Origin of the sequence: Bacteroides salyersiae WAL 10018 = DSM 18765 = JCM 12988 (genome assembly GCF_000381365.1) — a bacterium.
Classification (GTDB): domain Bacteria; phylum Bacteroidota; class Bacteroidia; order Bacteroidales; family Bacteroidaceae; genus Bacteroides; species Bacteroides salyersiae.
Genome location: NZ_KB905470.1, coordinates 96,883 through 112,500, shown reverse-complemented (window position 1 = coordinate 112,500; position 15,618 = coordinate 96,883). Strand labels below are relative to the sequence as shown.

Annotated in this window: 15 protein-coding genes and 1 tRNA gene (1 of these 16 only partly in view); 12 read left to right on the top strand and 4 right to left on the bottom strand. The window is 42.5% G+C overall.

All coding sequences use genetic code 11. The features are described from left to right. The 5 genes in view from HMPREF1532_RS20455 to HMPREF1532_RS20435 are tightly spaced (at most 27 nt apart) and all read left to right on the top strand, a layout consistent with a single transcriptional unit that may run on beyond the window. Nucleotides 1-510, top strand: the 3' portion of a protein-coding gene (locus HMPREF1532_RS20455) for an ExbD/TolR family protein (protein WP_005934640.1). The gene continues 96 nt to the left of window position 1, outside the view; the window shows 510 of its 606 coding nt (coding positions 97-606); its start codon lies off the left edge, out of view; its stop codon occupies nucleotides 508-510. A gap of 12 nt (nucleotides 511-522) precedes the next feature. Beyond that, a complete protein-coding gene (locus HMPREF1532_RS20450; protein WP_005934638.1) occupies nucleotides 523-1,173 on the top strand; it encodes an ExbD/TolR family protein in 651 nt (216 codons plus the stop codon). Nucleotides 1,174-1,200: 27 nt separating this feature from the next. After that, on the top strand, nucleotides 1,201-2,016 hold the full coding sequence (locus HMPREF1532_RS20445; protein WP_005934636.1) for an energy transducer TonB: 816 nt from the start codon (nucleotides 1,201-1,203) through the stop codon (nucleotides 2,014-2,016). A 6-nt stretch (nucleotides 2,017-2,022) separates the two neighbouring features. Beyond that, nucleotides 2,023-2,970, top strand: a complete 948-nt coding sequence (locus tag HMPREF1532_RS20440; RefSeq protein WP_005934634.1) for a PstS family phosphate ABC transporter substrate-binding protein — start codon at nucleotides 2,023-2,025, stop codon at nucleotides 2,968-2,970. Between the two features lie 19 nt (nucleotides 2,971-2,989). After that, a complete protein-coding gene (locus HMPREF1532_RS20435; RefSeq protein WP_005934632.1) occupies nucleotides 2,990-4,423 on the top strand; it encodes a tetratricopeptide repeat protein in 1,434 nt (477 codons plus the stop codon). Between the two features lie 323 nt (nucleotides 4,424-4,746). On the opposite strand, the gene HMPREF1532_RS20430 is transcribed toward HMPREF1532_RS20435, so the two are convergent. Continuing rightward, a tRNA-Met gene (locus HMPREF1532_RS20430) sits at nucleotides 4,747-4,819 on the bottom strand. A gap of 237 nt (nucleotides 4,820-5,056) precedes the next feature. Between HMPREF1532_RS20430 and HMPREF1532_RS20425 the strand changes: the two genes are divergently transcribed. The 3 genes from HMPREF1532_RS20425 to HMPREF1532_RS20415 are packed head-to-tail and all read left to right on the top strand — an operon-like array spanning nucleotide 5,057 to nucleotide 7,094. Continuing rightward, nucleotides 5,057-5,647: a TetR/AcrR family transcriptional regulator gene (locus HMPREF1532_RS20425; RefSeq protein WP_005934629.1), complete on the top strand. Its 591-nt coding sequence runs from the start codon at nucleotides 5,057-5,059 to the stop codon at nucleotides 5,645-5,647. A gap of 17 nt (nucleotides 5,648-5,664) precedes the next feature. Continuing rightward, nucleotides 5,665-6,411, top strand: a complete 747-nt coding sequence (gene fabG / locus HMPREF1532_RS20420; protein WP_005934626.1) for a 3-oxoacyl-[acyl-carrier-protein] reductase — start codon at nucleotides 5,665-5,667, stop codon at nucleotides 6,409-6,411. A gap of 11 nt (nucleotides 6,412-6,422) precedes the next feature. Then, nucleotides 6,423-7,094 carry an RluA family pseudouridine synthase gene (locus HMPREF1532_RS20415; protein ID WP_005934624.1) on the top strand — a complete coding sequence of 224 codons (672 nt, stop codon included), beginning with the start codon at nucleotides 6,423-6,425 and terminating at the stop codon, nucleotides 7,092-7,094. A 75-nt stretch (nucleotides 7,095-7,169) separates the two neighbouring features. Here the strand turns inward: HMPREF1532_RS20415 and HMPREF1532_RS20410 are convergent, their stop codons facing one another. The 3 genes from HMPREF1532_RS20410 to HMPREF1532_RS20400 form a co-directional block, all read right to left on the bottom strand. Then, entirely contained in the window at nucleotides 7,170-7,406 is a 237-nt protein-coding gene (locus HMPREF1532_RS20410; protein ID WP_005934622.1) for a hypothetical protein, read from the bottom strand. A gap of 72 nt (nucleotides 7,407-7,478) precedes the next feature. Further along, entirely contained in the window at nucleotides 7,479-7,700 is a 222-nt protein-coding gene (locus tag HMPREF1532_RS20405; RefSeq protein WP_005934621.1) for a hypothetical protein, read from the bottom strand. 404 nt (nucleotides 7,701-8,104) lie between these two features. Beyond that, entirely contained in the window at nucleotides 8,105-9,487 is a 1,383-nt protein-coding gene (locus HMPREF1532_RS20400) for a sigma-54-dependent transcriptional regulator (RefSeq protein WP_025819925.1), read from the bottom strand. Nucleotides 9,488-9,575: 88 nt separating this feature from the next. Between HMPREF1532_RS20400 and HMPREF1532_RS20395 the strand changes: the two genes are divergently transcribed. The 4 genes from HMPREF1532_RS20395 (at nucleotide 9,576) to HMPREF1532_RS20380 (ending at nucleotide 15,585) form a co-directional block, all read left to right on the top strand. Next, nucleotides 9,576-10,424: a peptidylprolyl isomerase gene (locus tag HMPREF1532_RS20395; protein ID WP_005934617.1), complete on the top strand. Its 849-nt coding sequence runs from the start codon at nucleotides 9,576-9,578 to the stop codon at nucleotides 10,422-10,424. A gap of 1 nt (nucleotide 10,425) precedes the next feature. After that, nucleotides 10,426-11,700 (top strand): M16 family metallopeptidase, encoded by a 1,275-nt coding sequence (locus HMPREF1532_RS20390; RefSeq protein WP_005934615.1) that lies wholly within the window; start codon nucleotides 10,426-10,428, stop codon nucleotides 11,698-11,700. A gap of 70 nt (nucleotides 11,701-11,770) precedes the next feature. After that, nucleotides 11,771-13,105 carry an MATE family efflux transporter gene (locus tag HMPREF1532_RS20385; RefSeq protein ID WP_025819920.1) on the top strand — a complete coding sequence of 445 codons (1,335 nt, stop codon included), beginning with the start codon at nucleotides 11,771-11,773 and terminating at the stop codon, nucleotides 13,103-13,105. 95 nt (nucleotides 13,106-13,200) lie between these two features. Continuing rightward, the gene (locus HMPREF1532_RS20380; RefSeq protein WP_005934611.1) at nucleotides 13,201-15,585 is read left to right on the top strand and encodes a hybrid sensor histidine kinase/response regulator; all 2,385 of its coding nucleotides are present in this window, start codon (nucleotides 13,201-13,203) and stop codon (nucleotides 15,583-15,585) included. Nucleotides 15,586-15,618: the final 33 nt, after the last annotated feature.

Here is a 15,618-nt window from a genome sequence, read left to right as displayed (position 1 = left end):
TCTACGTTCGTAAAAAAAGAACCGGTACAGGTGACGACTCCGGCCTCAGTCTCTGAAATTAAAATTCCGGAAAAGAATATTCTTTCAATATTGGTTGATCCCGATGGTAAGATATTCATGAGTATGGATAAGCAATCGGATCTGAAAGCCGTGCTTGAAAAAATGGGTGAAGAATATGGAGTAACCTTCACGCCGGAACAGGAAAAGACATTTGCACTCTCATCTACTTTCGGAGTACCGATGAAGAGTATGAAAACTTTTCTGGATCTTCCGTCCGAGAAACAAGATGCTATCTTGAAAAACGAAGGTATCCCCTGTGACAGCATTGATAACCAGTTTAAAGCGTGGGTGCGTAATGCACGTGCGGTAAATTCGGATTTGCGTATTGCAATCAAAGCAGACCAGGCTACTCCGTATGCTGTAATTAAGAAAGTTATGAACTCCCTTCAGGACCTCAGAGAAAACAGGTATAATCTGATCACTTCTCTGAAAACAACTTCTGAAAACTAAAACGAAAAAATTATGAGTGCTGAAGTACAAGAAAGCGGCAATAAAAAGAAGGGCAGTAAACAGAAGAAGATGACCGTACGCGTTGATTTTACGCCGATGGTAGATATGAATATGTTGCTGATTACATTCTTTATGCTTTGTACCTCTTTGAGCAAACCTCAAACGATGGAGATAAGCATGCCGAGTAACGACAAAAGTATCACGGAAGAACAGCAAAGTAAGGTGAAGGCTTCACAAGCTATTACTCTTTTGTTGGGAAGTGACAACAAGCTATATTATTATGAAGGTGAACCTAACTATAAGGATTATACCTCGTTGAAAGAGACGTCTTATAAACCGGATGGTTTGCGGGCTGTTCTATTAAAGAAAAATGCTGCTGCTGTTCGTCAAGTGAACGAATTGAAGCAACAAAAATTGGATCTTAAGATATCAGAGGACGATTTCAGAAAGCAACTTTCTGAAATAAAAAGCGGAAAGAATACGCCGACGGTTATTATAAAAGCCACAGATGAAGCTTCGTATAGAAATCTGATTGATGCTCTCGATGAAATGCAGATATGTAATATTGGTAAGTATGTGATTACGGATATTGCTGAAGCCGACCAATTCTTGATAAAGAATTATGACTCGAAAGGCGAGCTTTCACAAAATCTTGCCGAATGATAAAGTAACACCTAAAAAGAAAATGAAATGGCAAAAATAGATTTGACCTCCCCTGAATGGTGTGAACTGATATTCAAAGGCAAGAATAAGGCATACGGCGCTTTTAAAATGCGTTCGGAATCTCCTAAACGTCACAATTTGGCGATGGTGATTGTGCTGGTGATTGCTTTGGTCGGATTTAGTATACCGACACTTATCAAGATTGCTACACCGAAGCAGAAAGAGGTGATGACGGAAGTGACTACTTTGTCACAACTGGAAGAACCCGAGATTAAGCAGGAAGAAATGAAGCGGGTAGAACCGGTGGCACCTCCGCCTCCTGCACTGAAGAGTTCTATCAAATTTACTGCACCCGTCATCAAAAAAGACGAGGAAGTGCATGAAGATGATGAGATTAAGAGCCAGCAAGAACTGACGGAAACGAAGGTAGCTATCTCCATAGCCGATGTGAAAGGTAATGATGAAGAGAATGGTAAGGACATTGCTGACTTGAAACAGGTGGTTACCCAAGCGGAACCGGAGCCGGAAAAAGTGTTTGACATGGTAGAACAGATGCCGACATATCCCGGAGGAAATGCGGAGTTGATGGCATTCCTTGCGAAAAACATCAAATATCCGACGATTGCTCAGGAGAATGGGACACAAGGGCGTGTAATTGTGCAGTTCGTAGTAGAGAAAGACGGTTCGATTGCCGATGCACGTGTGGCTCGTGGTGTTGATCCTTACTTGGACAAAGAAGCACTCCGCGTAATTCAATCTATGCCCCGATGGATTCCCGGGAAGCAGAACGGAAAAGCCGTGAGAGTGAAATATACAGTTCCGGTAATGTTTAGATTACAGTAAAATAAAATGATGAAGAAACAATTTTGGCTAATCGGTATATGCATTTTAGGGATATTGGCAGCTTGTAACCGTAAACCTAAAGACGGACTGACTGACACGTATACATCAGGGGTAATAGCAATTGCCGCTGATGAAAGTTTCCAACCTATCGTCCAAGAGGAGATTGATGTGTTTGAGGGAGTTTACCCTTTAGCCGGAATTGTTCCTCGCTATACGACAGAGGTGGAAGCAATCAATCTGCTTCTTAAAGACAGTGTGCGTCTGGCCATTGCAACGCGGACATTGACTGAGGAAGAAATGAATTCGTTTCATAGCCGTAAATTTTATCCGCGGGAGATAAAGTTGGCGACGGACGGATTGGCGTTGATTGTGAATCGTCAGAATCCGGACTCCCTGATTAGTGTGCGCGATATTCGCCGGATATTGACAGGGGAAGTGAAAAGTTGGAAAGAAGTATATCCGGGTTCTTCATTGAAGGATATCCGAGTAGTATTTGATAATCGGAATTCAAGTACTGTACGTTTTGCTACCGATTCTATCTGTGGAGGAAAACCGTTCTCTACAACAGAGGTAAAAGCTTTACGGACCAATCAGCAAGTGATTGACTATGTAGCTCAAACTCCTGATGCGATTGGGGTAATCGGAGTCAATTGGTTGGGAAACCGGAGTGATACGACCAACTTGTCTTTTCGCAATGAAATTAGAGTAATGGCTGTCAGTGCAGAAGATGTGGCTACACCGGAGAATAGTTATAAACCCTATCAGGCTTATCTGTATTATGGTGATTATCCATTGGCACGACCCATTTATGTTTTACTTAATGATCCCCGTAATGCATTGCCCTGGGGATTTGCCTCTTTTTTAACTTCCGACAGAGGGCAACGGATCATATTGAAATCCGGACTGGTTCCGGCCACTCAACCTGTACGCGTAGTGAATGTAAAGGACGAATAATAACTAAAATTTGATTACAATGAAACGATTTCAAATCTTTTTAGCAGGGGCATTTATAGCAACCGGTTCGCTGTTTGCGCAATCGGATAATGCTGAATGGCAAGCGGGGCTTGCCAAAATGAAAGAACTTATTCAGGTTAATCCGGCACAAGCTTCGGATGAAGCCGGGCAGTTATTAAAAGGAAAGAATAAAAAGAACCCGGAATTGGTAGTAGCCGTTGCACGTGCTTTTCTCGATGCCGGAAAGCTATCTGAAGCTGAAGAATATTTGGCTTTGGCTAAAAAGGCGGACAATAAATCTGCTGCTGTTTCTGTATTGGAAGGTGACATTGCTATTGTCCAAAAAGATGCTGGTAAAGCCTGCCAAATGTATGAACAAGCCATTTATTTCGATTCGAAGAATGAACAAGCATATTTGAAACTGGCTGATATTTATAAAGGAGCCAATCCGCAACAGGCTATTGAAAAATTGGAACAGTTGAAGTCGGTGGTTCCATCCAGTGTACTTGCAGACAAGAAACTGGCTGAAGTATATTATATGAATAACCGTTTTGATAAAGCATCCGAGGCATATGCCCGTTTTATCCATTCGTCTGAAACTACTGAAGATGATTTGGTGAAATATGCTTTTGCTCTTTTCTTGAATCATGATTTTGAGAAATCTCTTGAAGTTGCCAACTTGGGTTTAAAGCGTAATGCGCGTCATGCTGCTTTCAACCGCTTGGCAATGTACAATTATACGGATATGAAACGTTACGATGATGCACAAAAAGCAGCTGACGCTTTTTTCAATGCTGCAGATAAAGCCGATTATTCCTACTTGGATTATATGTATTACGGACATCTGCTCAATGCTTTGAAGAAATATGATGAAGCTGTCATGCAATACCAGAAAGCGATTGAACTGGATACGTCCAAAACAGAGTTATGGCGTGAAATTTCTAATGCTTATGAGCAAAAGAATGATTACACGGATGCAATTGTTGCCTATCAGAAATATTATGAGGCCTTACCTGCTGACGAGCAGACTGCTGATCTACAATTTCAGATAGGTAAACTTTATTATGGGAAAGGGACACAAAGCGATACGCTGACTGTCAGCCTTGATGAGCGGAAAGCGGCACTTGTTTCAGCCGATTCGGTTTTTGCGGTGATTGCACAAGCGGCTCCAGATAGTTATTTAGGTAACTTCTGGCGTGCGCGTGCCAACTCTGCACTGGATCCGGAAACGACACAGGGACTTGCCAAACCTTATTATGAAGAGGTGGCTGCATTATTGGTGAACAAGAATGATCCCCGTTATAATTCCGCACTTGTTGAATGTTACAGTTATTTGGGCTATTATTATCTGGTGGCCAACAAGCTGCCCGAATCCAAAGAATACTGGAACAAAATTCTGGCTATAGACCCCGCTAATGCTACTGCCAAAAGAGCATTGGATGGCATCAAATAGTAATAATTTTAGTTGTTTGTCGTGTGGGAGGAGTGGAGAGTGATCTTAGCTCCTCTCTTTTAGTATATCCGCTTCTGTAGAGGGAGAGTTTCACGAATAAAGGTATAAAAAAGTCCTTACTATGGTTCAATGATAGGTTGGGTTCAGATTCAAAAAGGAGACCATAATACAAAAGTAGGCATTTTAACCAAATACCCAAAATTTTCAGATTAAGCCGTTAATACTCGAATTACAAATAGATTTGTTTTGTCCCGTTTTTGTCCCAGTACAAAACGAAAAAACGGAATAATTAATTGTAAATCAATTAATTATTCCGTATGTTGTTGCGGAGATCCGACTCGAACGAATGACCTTTGGGTTATGAGCCCAACGAGCTACCAACTGCTCCACTCCGCGATGTTTTGTGAGTGCAAAGGTACAGCTTTTGATTTAATAAGCAAATTATTTCTTGATTATTTTTCTAAAAAAAGATCGATGATACTTTATTGTATTGATAATGAATAAGGTATAATAGAATATTTTTATTCGCATATATTAATATACAATTGTTAATAATCTCGTATTTTTCTTGTGTGGTAGAAAGAAAAGAATTACTTTTGCTCAAATTATTCAGCAATGTGCAATTTATAACCTATGACCGTATCAAAAACAAAAGCCAGATTAGTAGATGTCGCCCGTCAGTTGTTTGCAAAGATGGGAGTGGAGAATACCACAATGAATGATATTGCCCTCGCTTCCAAAAAAGGTAGGAGAACTCTCTATACCTATTTCAAAAGCAAGGATGAGATCTATTTGGCGGTCGTTGAGTCAGAATTGGATATACTTTCGGACATGATGAAGCGGGTGGCGGATAAGGACATTTCACCGGATAAAAAGATTATTGAGATGATTTATACACGTCTGGATGCAGTGAAAGAGGTAGTATATCGTAATGGTACCTTGCGTGCAAATTTTTTCCGCGATATATGGAGAGTTGAGAAAGTCCGTAAAAAGTTTGATGCCAAGGAGATGGTACTTTTTAAGGGAGTGTTGCAGGAAGGAAAAGACAAGGGGGTGTTCTGTATTGACGATGTGGATATGACAGCCTCATTGGTGCATTATTGTGTGAAGGGTATAGAAGTTCCTTATATTCGCGGTCATATAGGAGCCAATCTGGATATGGAAACCCGGAAAAGATATGTCGCCAATATTGTATTTGGCGCACTTCATAGAACAGAAATTTAATTAAAATCAATTTTAGTATGGGATTATTAGATGGAAAGACAGCTATTGTGACTGGTGCCGCTCGCGGTATTGGCAAGGCTATCGCTTTAAAATTCGCTTCAGAAGGAGCTAACATTGCATTCACTGACCTCGTGATTGACGAAAATGCGGAAAATACAGCTAAAGAAATAGAAGCAATGGGCGTAAAAGCTAAGGGATATGCTTCGAATGCAGCCAATTTTGAAGATACCGAAAAGGTAGTAGCAGAAATCCATAAAGATTTTGGTCGTATTGATATATTGGTAAATAATGCCGGTATCACGCGTGACGGGCTGATGATGCGTATGAGTGAACAGCAATGGGATATGGTGATCAATGTGAATCTGAAATCTGCTTTCAATTTTATTCACGCTTGTACACCGATCATGATGCGCCAGAAAGCCGGAAGCATCATTAATATGGCTTCTGTGGTAGGTGTTCACGGAAATGCCGGACAGGCTAATTATTCAGCTTCGAAGGCTGGTATGATTGGTTTGGCTAAGTCCATTGCGCAGGAGTTGGGTTCTCGTGGAATTCGTGCCAATGCTATTGCTCCGGGCTTCATCATTACGGATATGACTGCTGCTTTGTCCGAAGAAGTAAAAACGGAATGGGCGAAGAAAATACCTTTGCGTCGTGGAGGAACACCCGAAGACGTTGCTGATGTTGCAACATTCCTGGCTTCTGATATGTCTGCTTATGTATCTGGTCAGGTGATTCAGGTAGATGGTGGTATGAATATGTAGGAACACCTCCCATGACCGTCATATACGAAGACAATCATATAATTGTAATCAATAAGACCGCTTCCGAGATTGTTCAGGGGGATAAAACGGGGGATACGCCTCTTTCCGAAACTGTGAAACAGTATATAAAGGAGAAGTATGCGAAACCTGGTAATGTCTTCATCGGTGTAACTCACCGGCTGGACCGCCCCGTAAGCGGTCTTGTTATTTTGGCAAAGACCAGTAAAGCTTTGTCCCGCTTGAACGAGATGTTCAAAAACAGTGAGGTGAAGAAAACTTATTGGGCGATTGTGAAAGAGATACCCAAAGAACCTGAAGGTGAATTGGTGCATTTTCTAGTGCGTAACGAAAAGCAGAATAAGAGTTATGCCTATGAAAAGGAAGTACCCGGCAGCAAAAAAGCCATTTTGTATTATCGTCTCATCGGGCGTTCGCAAAATTATTATCTTTTAGAGGTCGATCTTAAAACCGGCCGTCACCATCAGATACGTTGCCAGTTGGCTAAAATGGGATGCCCTATTAAGGGAGATTTGAAATATGGTTTTCCCCGTTCCAATCCGGATGGCAGTATCTGTCTGCATGCACGTCGTGTGCGTTTCATTCATCCGGTATCCAAAGAAGTGATAGAATTGGATGCACCTGTTCCGATAGGAAATTTGTGGAACGGGTTCGAGATATTTTGAAACAGAGTATAACGAAAAAGCCATCCCTTGAATAGACATAAGTGGGGATGGCTTTTTAGGATAGTATGCTTACTCTTATTCGGCAGACTGAGCAGGAGTTTTTGTTGAAGCGGGAGCATCATTAGCCGGGGCATTTTGTGCCGGTTTTTCAGCTTTCGGTTCTTCCTTTGCAGGCTCAGAAGTTGTTGTTTTCTCTGTGCTTTCTGTTTTTTCAGTTGCAGGCTGAGTCTTAACAGGATCCTGAGCCATTGCAAAGGTTGCACCACCACAAACAAACATAAACATTGCTACTACTAATACTAACTTTTTCATAATTTCATTTGCTTTAAAATAATAAACAATAGATTTCAATTCTCTCTGGTTAAGGTAGACAGGTTTTATATCTTATTCAGCAGCAGGAGTTTCTGTTGGCGGAGCTTCTTGGGTTGAGGCATCTGCCTTGGGCTCTTTGGTTTTAGGTTCTTCCTTTGCAGGCTCAGAAGTTGTTGTTTCCTCTGTGCTTTCTGTTTTTTCAGTTGCAGGTTGGGGCTTAACAGGATCCTGGGCCATTGCAAAGGCTGAACCACCACAAACAAACATAAACATTGCTACTACTAATTTTCTCATGATTATATGTTTTTTTGATTTATCGCATTGTTGGGCATTACTGCTGACGCTGATGTTAGAATAGGATCAAAGAACGTGCCAAAACAAAATTGAATATGTAAGGTATTGATTAACAGTGGGAACTTTTGCCTGTTGTGTTAGGGTGATTGTGGAAATGTGTAGAAGATGTAGAGTGATGGTGTGGAATTATTCCACACAGGTATATGGGTGTGTAGCTTGAATATAAGAACAAGAGACGATAGGTGTGAGTCGGACATTTTTTTTATGTTTGTACCGGACAGGAGTAATACAGTAGGGATATTCAGAAGAAATATGAGCAGGCCGTAAAAAGGGGCGTATAATGAAGATAAGTCACCTTCCGTTTGGGGATAACCAATATTGTATATTGGCGGCTTGAGACAGTGTTATAATTCTATTCCGTATAATTTCAGTTTATTGTATAGTGTTTTTCTATCGATATTCAGCAATTGTGCAGCGCGGCTTTTGTTGTTTCCGGTTTGTCTCAACGCTTCAAGGATATGTTGCTTTTCCGTTTCTTCGTCTTTCAAGGCGATATTGGAACTATGATAGGAAATGGGAGTTTCAAGTATTTCTGTTCCTAATTCCATGGGGGTGATGAGACTGCCTTGTGCAAGTAGTGTAGCCCGTTTAACGATGTTCTTCATCTGGCGTAAATTGCCCGGCCAATGATAGTCGAGCAGTGCTTGTGATGCTTTGGCATCAAAACCGATTAATTGTTTATCCAGTTCCTTGTTGGCTTGGTCTAAAAAGAAATTGGCAAATAAGAGGATGTCTTCTCTCCGTTCTTTCAAGGTTGGCATTCTCAACGTGAATTCATTGATACGATGGTATAGATCTTCGCGGAATGTACCTTTTTCGATGGCTTGTTCCAGATTTTCATTGGTGGCAGAGACAAGGCGTATGTCAACGGTGATTTCCAGATTGGAACCTACCGGCCGTATTTTACGCTCTTGCAGGGCGCGAAGTAATTGTATTTGTACTTCATAACTCAGATTTCCTATCTCATCGAGAAAGATGGTACCTCCGTTGGCTGCAACAAATGCTCCTGTCTTATCGGTCAGTGCGCCGGTGAACGAACCTTTGACATGACCGAAAAATTCAGAGGCGGCCAACTCTTTGGGAATGGAACCGCAATCTATTGCGATAAATGGTTTGCCTGCCCGTTTGCTCAGTTGGTGAATGCGATGGGCAACGTATTCTTTCCCTGTGCCACTGGCACCGTTAATGAGTACGGACATATTGGTAGGGGCAACCAAACCTACGTAATTATATAATTGCTTGGCTGCATCACTTTCACCTTCCAGATAGGCGTGTGCTTCTGTTTTAGAACTCGATGTTTTGCCTTTGGAGCCGGTTGTAGTCTTGTCGGACGTAGCTTTACCCGAAACGTGAGCATCTTCTTCCTTATCTTCCAACGCTTCCGACATTTTTTTGAGGAGTTCATCGGGATTTACCGGTTTGGCTATATAGTCTCGGGCACCTAACTTGATAGCTTGTACGGCCGTTTGTATATCTGCATATCCTGTCATAATGATCAAAGGGATATCCAAGTCTTGTTCGTTCATCCACATCAGCAGATGGATGCCGTCCTGATCGGGCAGACGGAGATCGGAAAGGATAAGATCGGGTGTTTGAACTTCGATATGCTTTTTTGCACGGGCAATGTTACTAACCGAAGTTACTTCAAATCCTTTTTTTCCTAACCATGTTTTCAGCATCATGCCGAAAGTTATATCATCTTCAACTATTAATATGGATCTCATGATATCAGCTTTAGCCATTTTGTAGGTTACAAAGGTAAGAGGTTTTAGACGAAAATCGTATATTTGCAAACTTAAATTAAATGAAAGTGTTATGAAAAGGAATTTAGTGATATTATTAACTGTTTTGGTAGTCGGAGCGATAGCCTCTTGTAAACCAGGACAAAAGAATAACTCAGATATGGAAAATCAGAAAGAAACAATGTTGAAAATCGAAACGACTCTTGGGGATATTAAAGTAAAACTTTATAATGAAACTCCGAAACATCGGGATAACTTTATCAAACTGGCCAAAGAAGGTACATATAACGGTACTTTGTTTCACCGTGTGATAAAGGATTTCATGGTGCAGGCGGGAGATCCGGAATCTAAGAATGCTCCGAAAGGTAAGATGTTAGGAACCGGTGACGTGGGGTATACCATTCCTGCCGAAATTGTCTATCCGAAATACTTTCATAAGAAAGGTGCTTTATCGGCTGCCCGCCAAGGCGATAATGTGAATCCGAATAAGGAGTCATCGGGTTGTCAGTTTTACATTGTCACCGGAAAGGTTTTCAATGACTCTACGCTGATCGGTATGGAGCAGCAGATGAATGAAAACAAATTGACTACAATTTTTAATTCGTTGGCGCAGAAACATATGAAGGAAATTTATAAGATGCGTAAGGCGAATGATGAAGACGGATTGTATGACTTGCAGGAGAAGTTGTTTGCACAGGCTCAGGAAGAGGCTGCCAAAGGGCCGGATTTCCATTTCACGAAAGAGCAGGTGGAGGCTTATACCACTGTAGGCGGTACTCCGCATCTGGATGGGGAATATACGGTGTTTGGCGAAGTAGTCGAGGGCATGGATATCGTAGATAAGATCCAGAATGTGAAAACAGACCGTAGCGACCGCCCCGAAGAGGATGTGAAGATTGTTAAGGTATCTTTATTGGATTAAGATGATAAAGATCAGCAGGCATGTTCTGGCCAATGGTTTGCGATTGGTGCATTCACAGGATGAAAGCACGCAAATGGTGGCTCTTAATATAGTATATAATGTGGGGGCCCGGGACGAACATCCCGATCATACGGGCTTTGCTCATCTTTTTGAGCATTTGATGTTTGGAGGCTCCGTGAATATCCCCGATTACGATGCTCCTCTCCAATTGGCCGGTGGCGAGAATAATGCCTGGACAAATAACGATATTACGAATTATTATTTGACCGTTCCCCGGCAAAATGTGGAGATTGGATTCTGGTTGGAGTCTGACCGTATGTTGAGTCTTGATTTCAATGAACGGAGTCTGGATGTGCAACGGGGGGTGGTAATGGAAGAGTTCAAACAGCGTTGTCTCAATCAGCCTTATGGCGACGTGGGCCATCTGTTGCGCCCTCTTGCTTACAAGGTGCATCCTTATCAGTGGCCTACTATCGGCAAAGAACTGTCGCACATAGCCAATGCCACGTTGGATGAAGTAAAAGATTTCTTTTTCCGTTTTTATGCGCCCAATAATGCAGTGCTTGCTGTCACGGGGAATATATCGTTTGAGGAAACGGTAGCTTTGACGGAGAAATGGTTTGCTTCTATCCCTAAGAGGGATGTTCCGGTACGTCAATTGCCGCAAGAACCTGCACAGACGGAAGAACGCCGTTTGGTAGTGGAGCGTAATGTGCCGGTCGATTCTCTTTTTATGGCTTATCATATGTGCGAACGTGCGCATCCCGATTACTATGCTTTTGACATATTGTCGGATATTCTCAGTAATGGAAAGTCCAGCCGTTTGAACCGGCATCTGGTACAAGAAAAGCAATTGTTTTCAAGTATCGATGCTTATATCTCCGGCACGGTGGATGCCGGTTTGTTTCATATCTCCGGTAAACCGGCTGCCGGTGTATCACTCGAAGAAGCAGAAGCTGCCGTATGCGAAGAGTTGAATAGGTTGCAGAACGAAGCAGTTGCCGTGCAGGAACTGGAGAAGGTAAAGAATAAATTTGAATCTACCCAGATTTTCGGCAATATCAACTATTTGAATGTGGCTACCAATCTCGCTTGGTTTGAACTGAACGGTACGGCAGAAGATATGGAAAAGGAGGTGGAACGTTATCGTTCCGTTACTGCCGGACAATTGCAAGCGGTAGCACAGACATCCTTTGACAAGAGAAATGGGGTGGTGCTGTATTATAAGGGCCTCTCCCCGGCTGTCTCCGTAAGGGAGGGAGTGAAGTTAGATTGATAACTGATTAATAGCAATAGTTTCTTTTCTTCCTCTCCTGTGGAGAGGGGTGGAGAGAGACTCTATGAATATGAAAAATTACTATGAAACTTATAAGGGGCATTACAAAGCGTTATTCCTTTTGGGATTGCCCATTGTTATCGGACAAGTAGGAGTTATTATTTTGGGTTTTGCCGATACATTGATGATCGGACATCACAGTACCAGTGAATTGGGGGCTGCTTCCTTTGTAAACAATGTATTCAATCTGGCGATTATTTTCAGTACCGGTTTTTCTTACGGGCTTACCCCGATTGTAGGGAGTCTGTATGGTAATAAGCAGTTTGCGTCTGTTGGGCAGGCATTGCGTTGTAGTTTGTTGGCAAATCTGCTTGTCGGTTTATTGCTGACACTGATAATGGGTATCCTTTATCTGAATGTGGAGAGGTTGGGACAACCGGAAGAACTCCTTCCCTTGATTAAGCCTTATTACATTGTTTTGCTTATTTCTCTTGTGTTTGTTCTGTTGTTTAATGGTTTTAAGCAGTTTACAGATGGAATTACCGATACCAAAACAGCCATGTGGATATTGTTGGGGGGGAATGTGCTGAATATTATCGGGAATTATATTCTTATTAACGGAAAATTCGGCTTTCCGGAGTTAGGGTTGTTAGGGGCAGGTATCAGTACCCTTTTCTCACGTATTGTAATGGTGATTGTGTTCGCTGTGATCTTTTTTAGTAGCCGTCGTTTTATACGGTATAAACTCGGCTTTTTCCGTTTGGGATGGTCGAGACAAATGTTTATGCGTCTCAATGGCTTGGGATGGCCGGTTGCTTTTCAGATGGGGATGGAAACGGCTTCTTTCAGTTTGAGTGCTGTGATGATAGGTTGGTTAGGTACTATTGCCTTAGCTTCGCATCAGATCATGTGTGCCATATCCCAATTTACATTTATGATGTTTTACGGTATGGGAGCAGCAGTTGCTGTGCGCGTCAGTAACTTCAAAGGTCAAGAGGACACGGTCAATGTACGCCGTTCGGCTTATGCCGGTTTTCATTTGATTATGGCGATGGCAGTGGTGTTGGGAGGCATTGTATTCCTGTTCCGTAATTATCTGGGAGGGTGGTTTACGGATAATGAAGAGGTTTCCGCATTAGTGGCGATGCTGATTATCCCGATGCTGGTTTATCAATTCGGTGATGGATTACAGATCAACTTTGCAAACGCCTTGCGAGGTATTTCGGATGTGAAACCGATGATGCTGATTGCTTTTATTGCTTATTTTATGATATCTTTGCCGGTAGGTTATTTCTGCGGCTTCGTTCTCGATTGGGGGACTGTCGGTGTATGGATGGCTTTTCCGTTCGGACTGACCAGTGCCGGCATCATGTTGTGGCTGCGTTTCCGCTATAAAACAAAATAATGTGCCAATATGTCAATGTGCCAATTGGCTGCGCTATTATGCCGCATGGCAATTGGCACATTGGCATATTGACACATTGCTAAATTATTAATATTATGGCACCTTCGCGTTTTACCAAAGTAAAAATAGCTATAGGGTATTCTCTTTTATTGGCGATATTACTCTTTTCTCTGGTGTTTGTTCATCGTGAGATGGAGACACTTTCTGCATCGGATGACCAGCAGAGTCTGATGACAGACAGTTTGTTGGTTCTTTTACGTGAGAAAGATAAGAATACGATTCAGATGCTTCGGGTATTAAGTGAAGCGAATGACAGCTTGCTTTCGGCCAGGGAAATTGAAGAGATTATAGCTGAACAGGATTCGGTGGTTACCCAGCAACGTGTACAGCACCGCATAATCACAACGCGTGATTCTCTCATTACAAAGCCCAAGAAAAAAGGATTCTTCAAACGTTTGGCAGAGGCATTCGTTCCTTCCAAACAGGATACGGCAGTATTGGTAAATACTTCGTTGGAGGTTGCTACCGATACCATCCTTGAAGCGTATAACCCGACCGATTCACTGCATCAGAAAATTCGTATGGCCAGTGAACAAAAACGTGCTCAGAAGAAAACGACTATACGGCGCAGGAATGTGCAGTTCCGGCGGTTGGATACACAACTGACAGCCCGGATCGACAGTTTGGTTAAAGAGTATGAACTGAATGTGATGCAACGTGCGCAGATGGATGCGGAGAAAGAGCAATATGTTCGTCAACGTTCTGCCCGCATTATCGGTGGCATTGCTGTGGGAGCCGTTCTGCTTTCCATCTTTTTCCTTATTATTATCTGGCGGGATATCACCCGTAGTAACCGATACCGTAGGGAATTAGAAGAGGCGAACCGCCGTGCCGAAGAACTACTGAATGCCCGTGAAAAATTGATGCTTGCCATCACACATGATTTTAAAGCACCACTTGGCTCTATTATGGGATATACCGATCTGCTGGCACGCCTTACGAACGATGAACGGCAGCGTTTTTATCTCGATAACATGAAAAGTTCTTCGCAGCATCTTCTGAAATTAGTGAGTGACCTGCTCGATTTCCATCGTCTTGACTTGAATAAGGCAGAAGTGAACCGTGTCACTTTTAATCCCTCCCAGCTTTTTGAAGAGATACGTACAAGTTTTGAACCGTTAACGGCAGCTAAAGGACTTGTTCTTGAATATAAAATAGAGTCCGAACTGGACGGGCGTTTCATAAGTGATCCGCTTCGCATCCGACAGATTGTGAATAATTTATTGTCTAATGCGGTGAAATTTACCTCAAAAGGGGGTATAACGCTTGCGGTAAGTTATTCTTCTTCCCGTTTGCGCGTAGCTGTGACCGATACCGGAAAGGGAATGGCAGCAGAAGACCGAGAACGTATTTTCCAGGAGTTTACCCGCCTGCCCGGTGCACAAGGTGAAGAGGGATTTGGTCTGGGACTCTCTATTGTGCACAAGCTTGTCGTGCTGCTTGAAGGTACTATCGACGTGCAGAGCACGTTGGGAGAGGGAAGTACGTTTACGGTAATCCTACCGCTGTTTCCGGTAGGCAAAGCTGTCGGTTTTGATAAAGACAGGAAAAAGAATCAGTCTCCTTCGGTTACTGAAGCAGATCATATCGACCGGGAGCAAATGGTGAACTCTCCGATGAATATTCTTCTCATTGATGATGATAGGATACAACTGACTTTGACTGCTGCCATGCTTGAGCAGCAAGGAATTCATGCCACATGTTGCGAGCAACTTGATGAACTGACCGAACATCTCCGTGAGCGCCGGTTTGATGTGTTGCTGACCGATGTACAGATGCCTGCCATCAACGGCTTCGATTTGTTGAAATTATTGCGTGCATCCAATATTCCTCAGGCGAAAACAATTCCCGTTATTGCCGTTACAGCCCGTAGCGATATGGATGCGGCCGAATTTATTGAACATGGTTTCTCCGGCTGCCTGCACAAGCCTTTTACGGTAGCCGAACTCCTAATACAGTTGAAAGGTGAAAGTGGAAAGTTGAAAGTTTCTGAAGAGTTGAAAACAGAAAGTGGAGAGCCAAAAGTCACTATGCAAGAAGATTGCGCAGCCAACTTTCAACTTTCAACTTTCAATTTTCAACTAAATCTTGATTTCCGTGCTCTCACCGCCTTTTCCGAAGATGATCCTGAGGCTGCTCGTTCCATTCTGTCCTCATTTGTAGAGGAAACGGAGAAGAACATTGACCAGATGGAAGCCGGTTTAAAAGAAGAAGATACGGATCGGATTGCCGGTATGGCGCATAAGCTGCTTCCGCTTTTAACTATGATCAAGGCGATGGAGATTCTTCCATTGCTGTCGTGGTTGGAAAGTAGGCGAAACGAAAAGTTTTCTGATGAAGTGAAACAAAAAACAAAAGAGGTATTACCGTTGTTACGACAGGTGGTAGATGAGGCAAGAAAGTATTTCTCCACCTTCTAAATCTTTTTTATAGAATTATTTGTTTACTTTGTA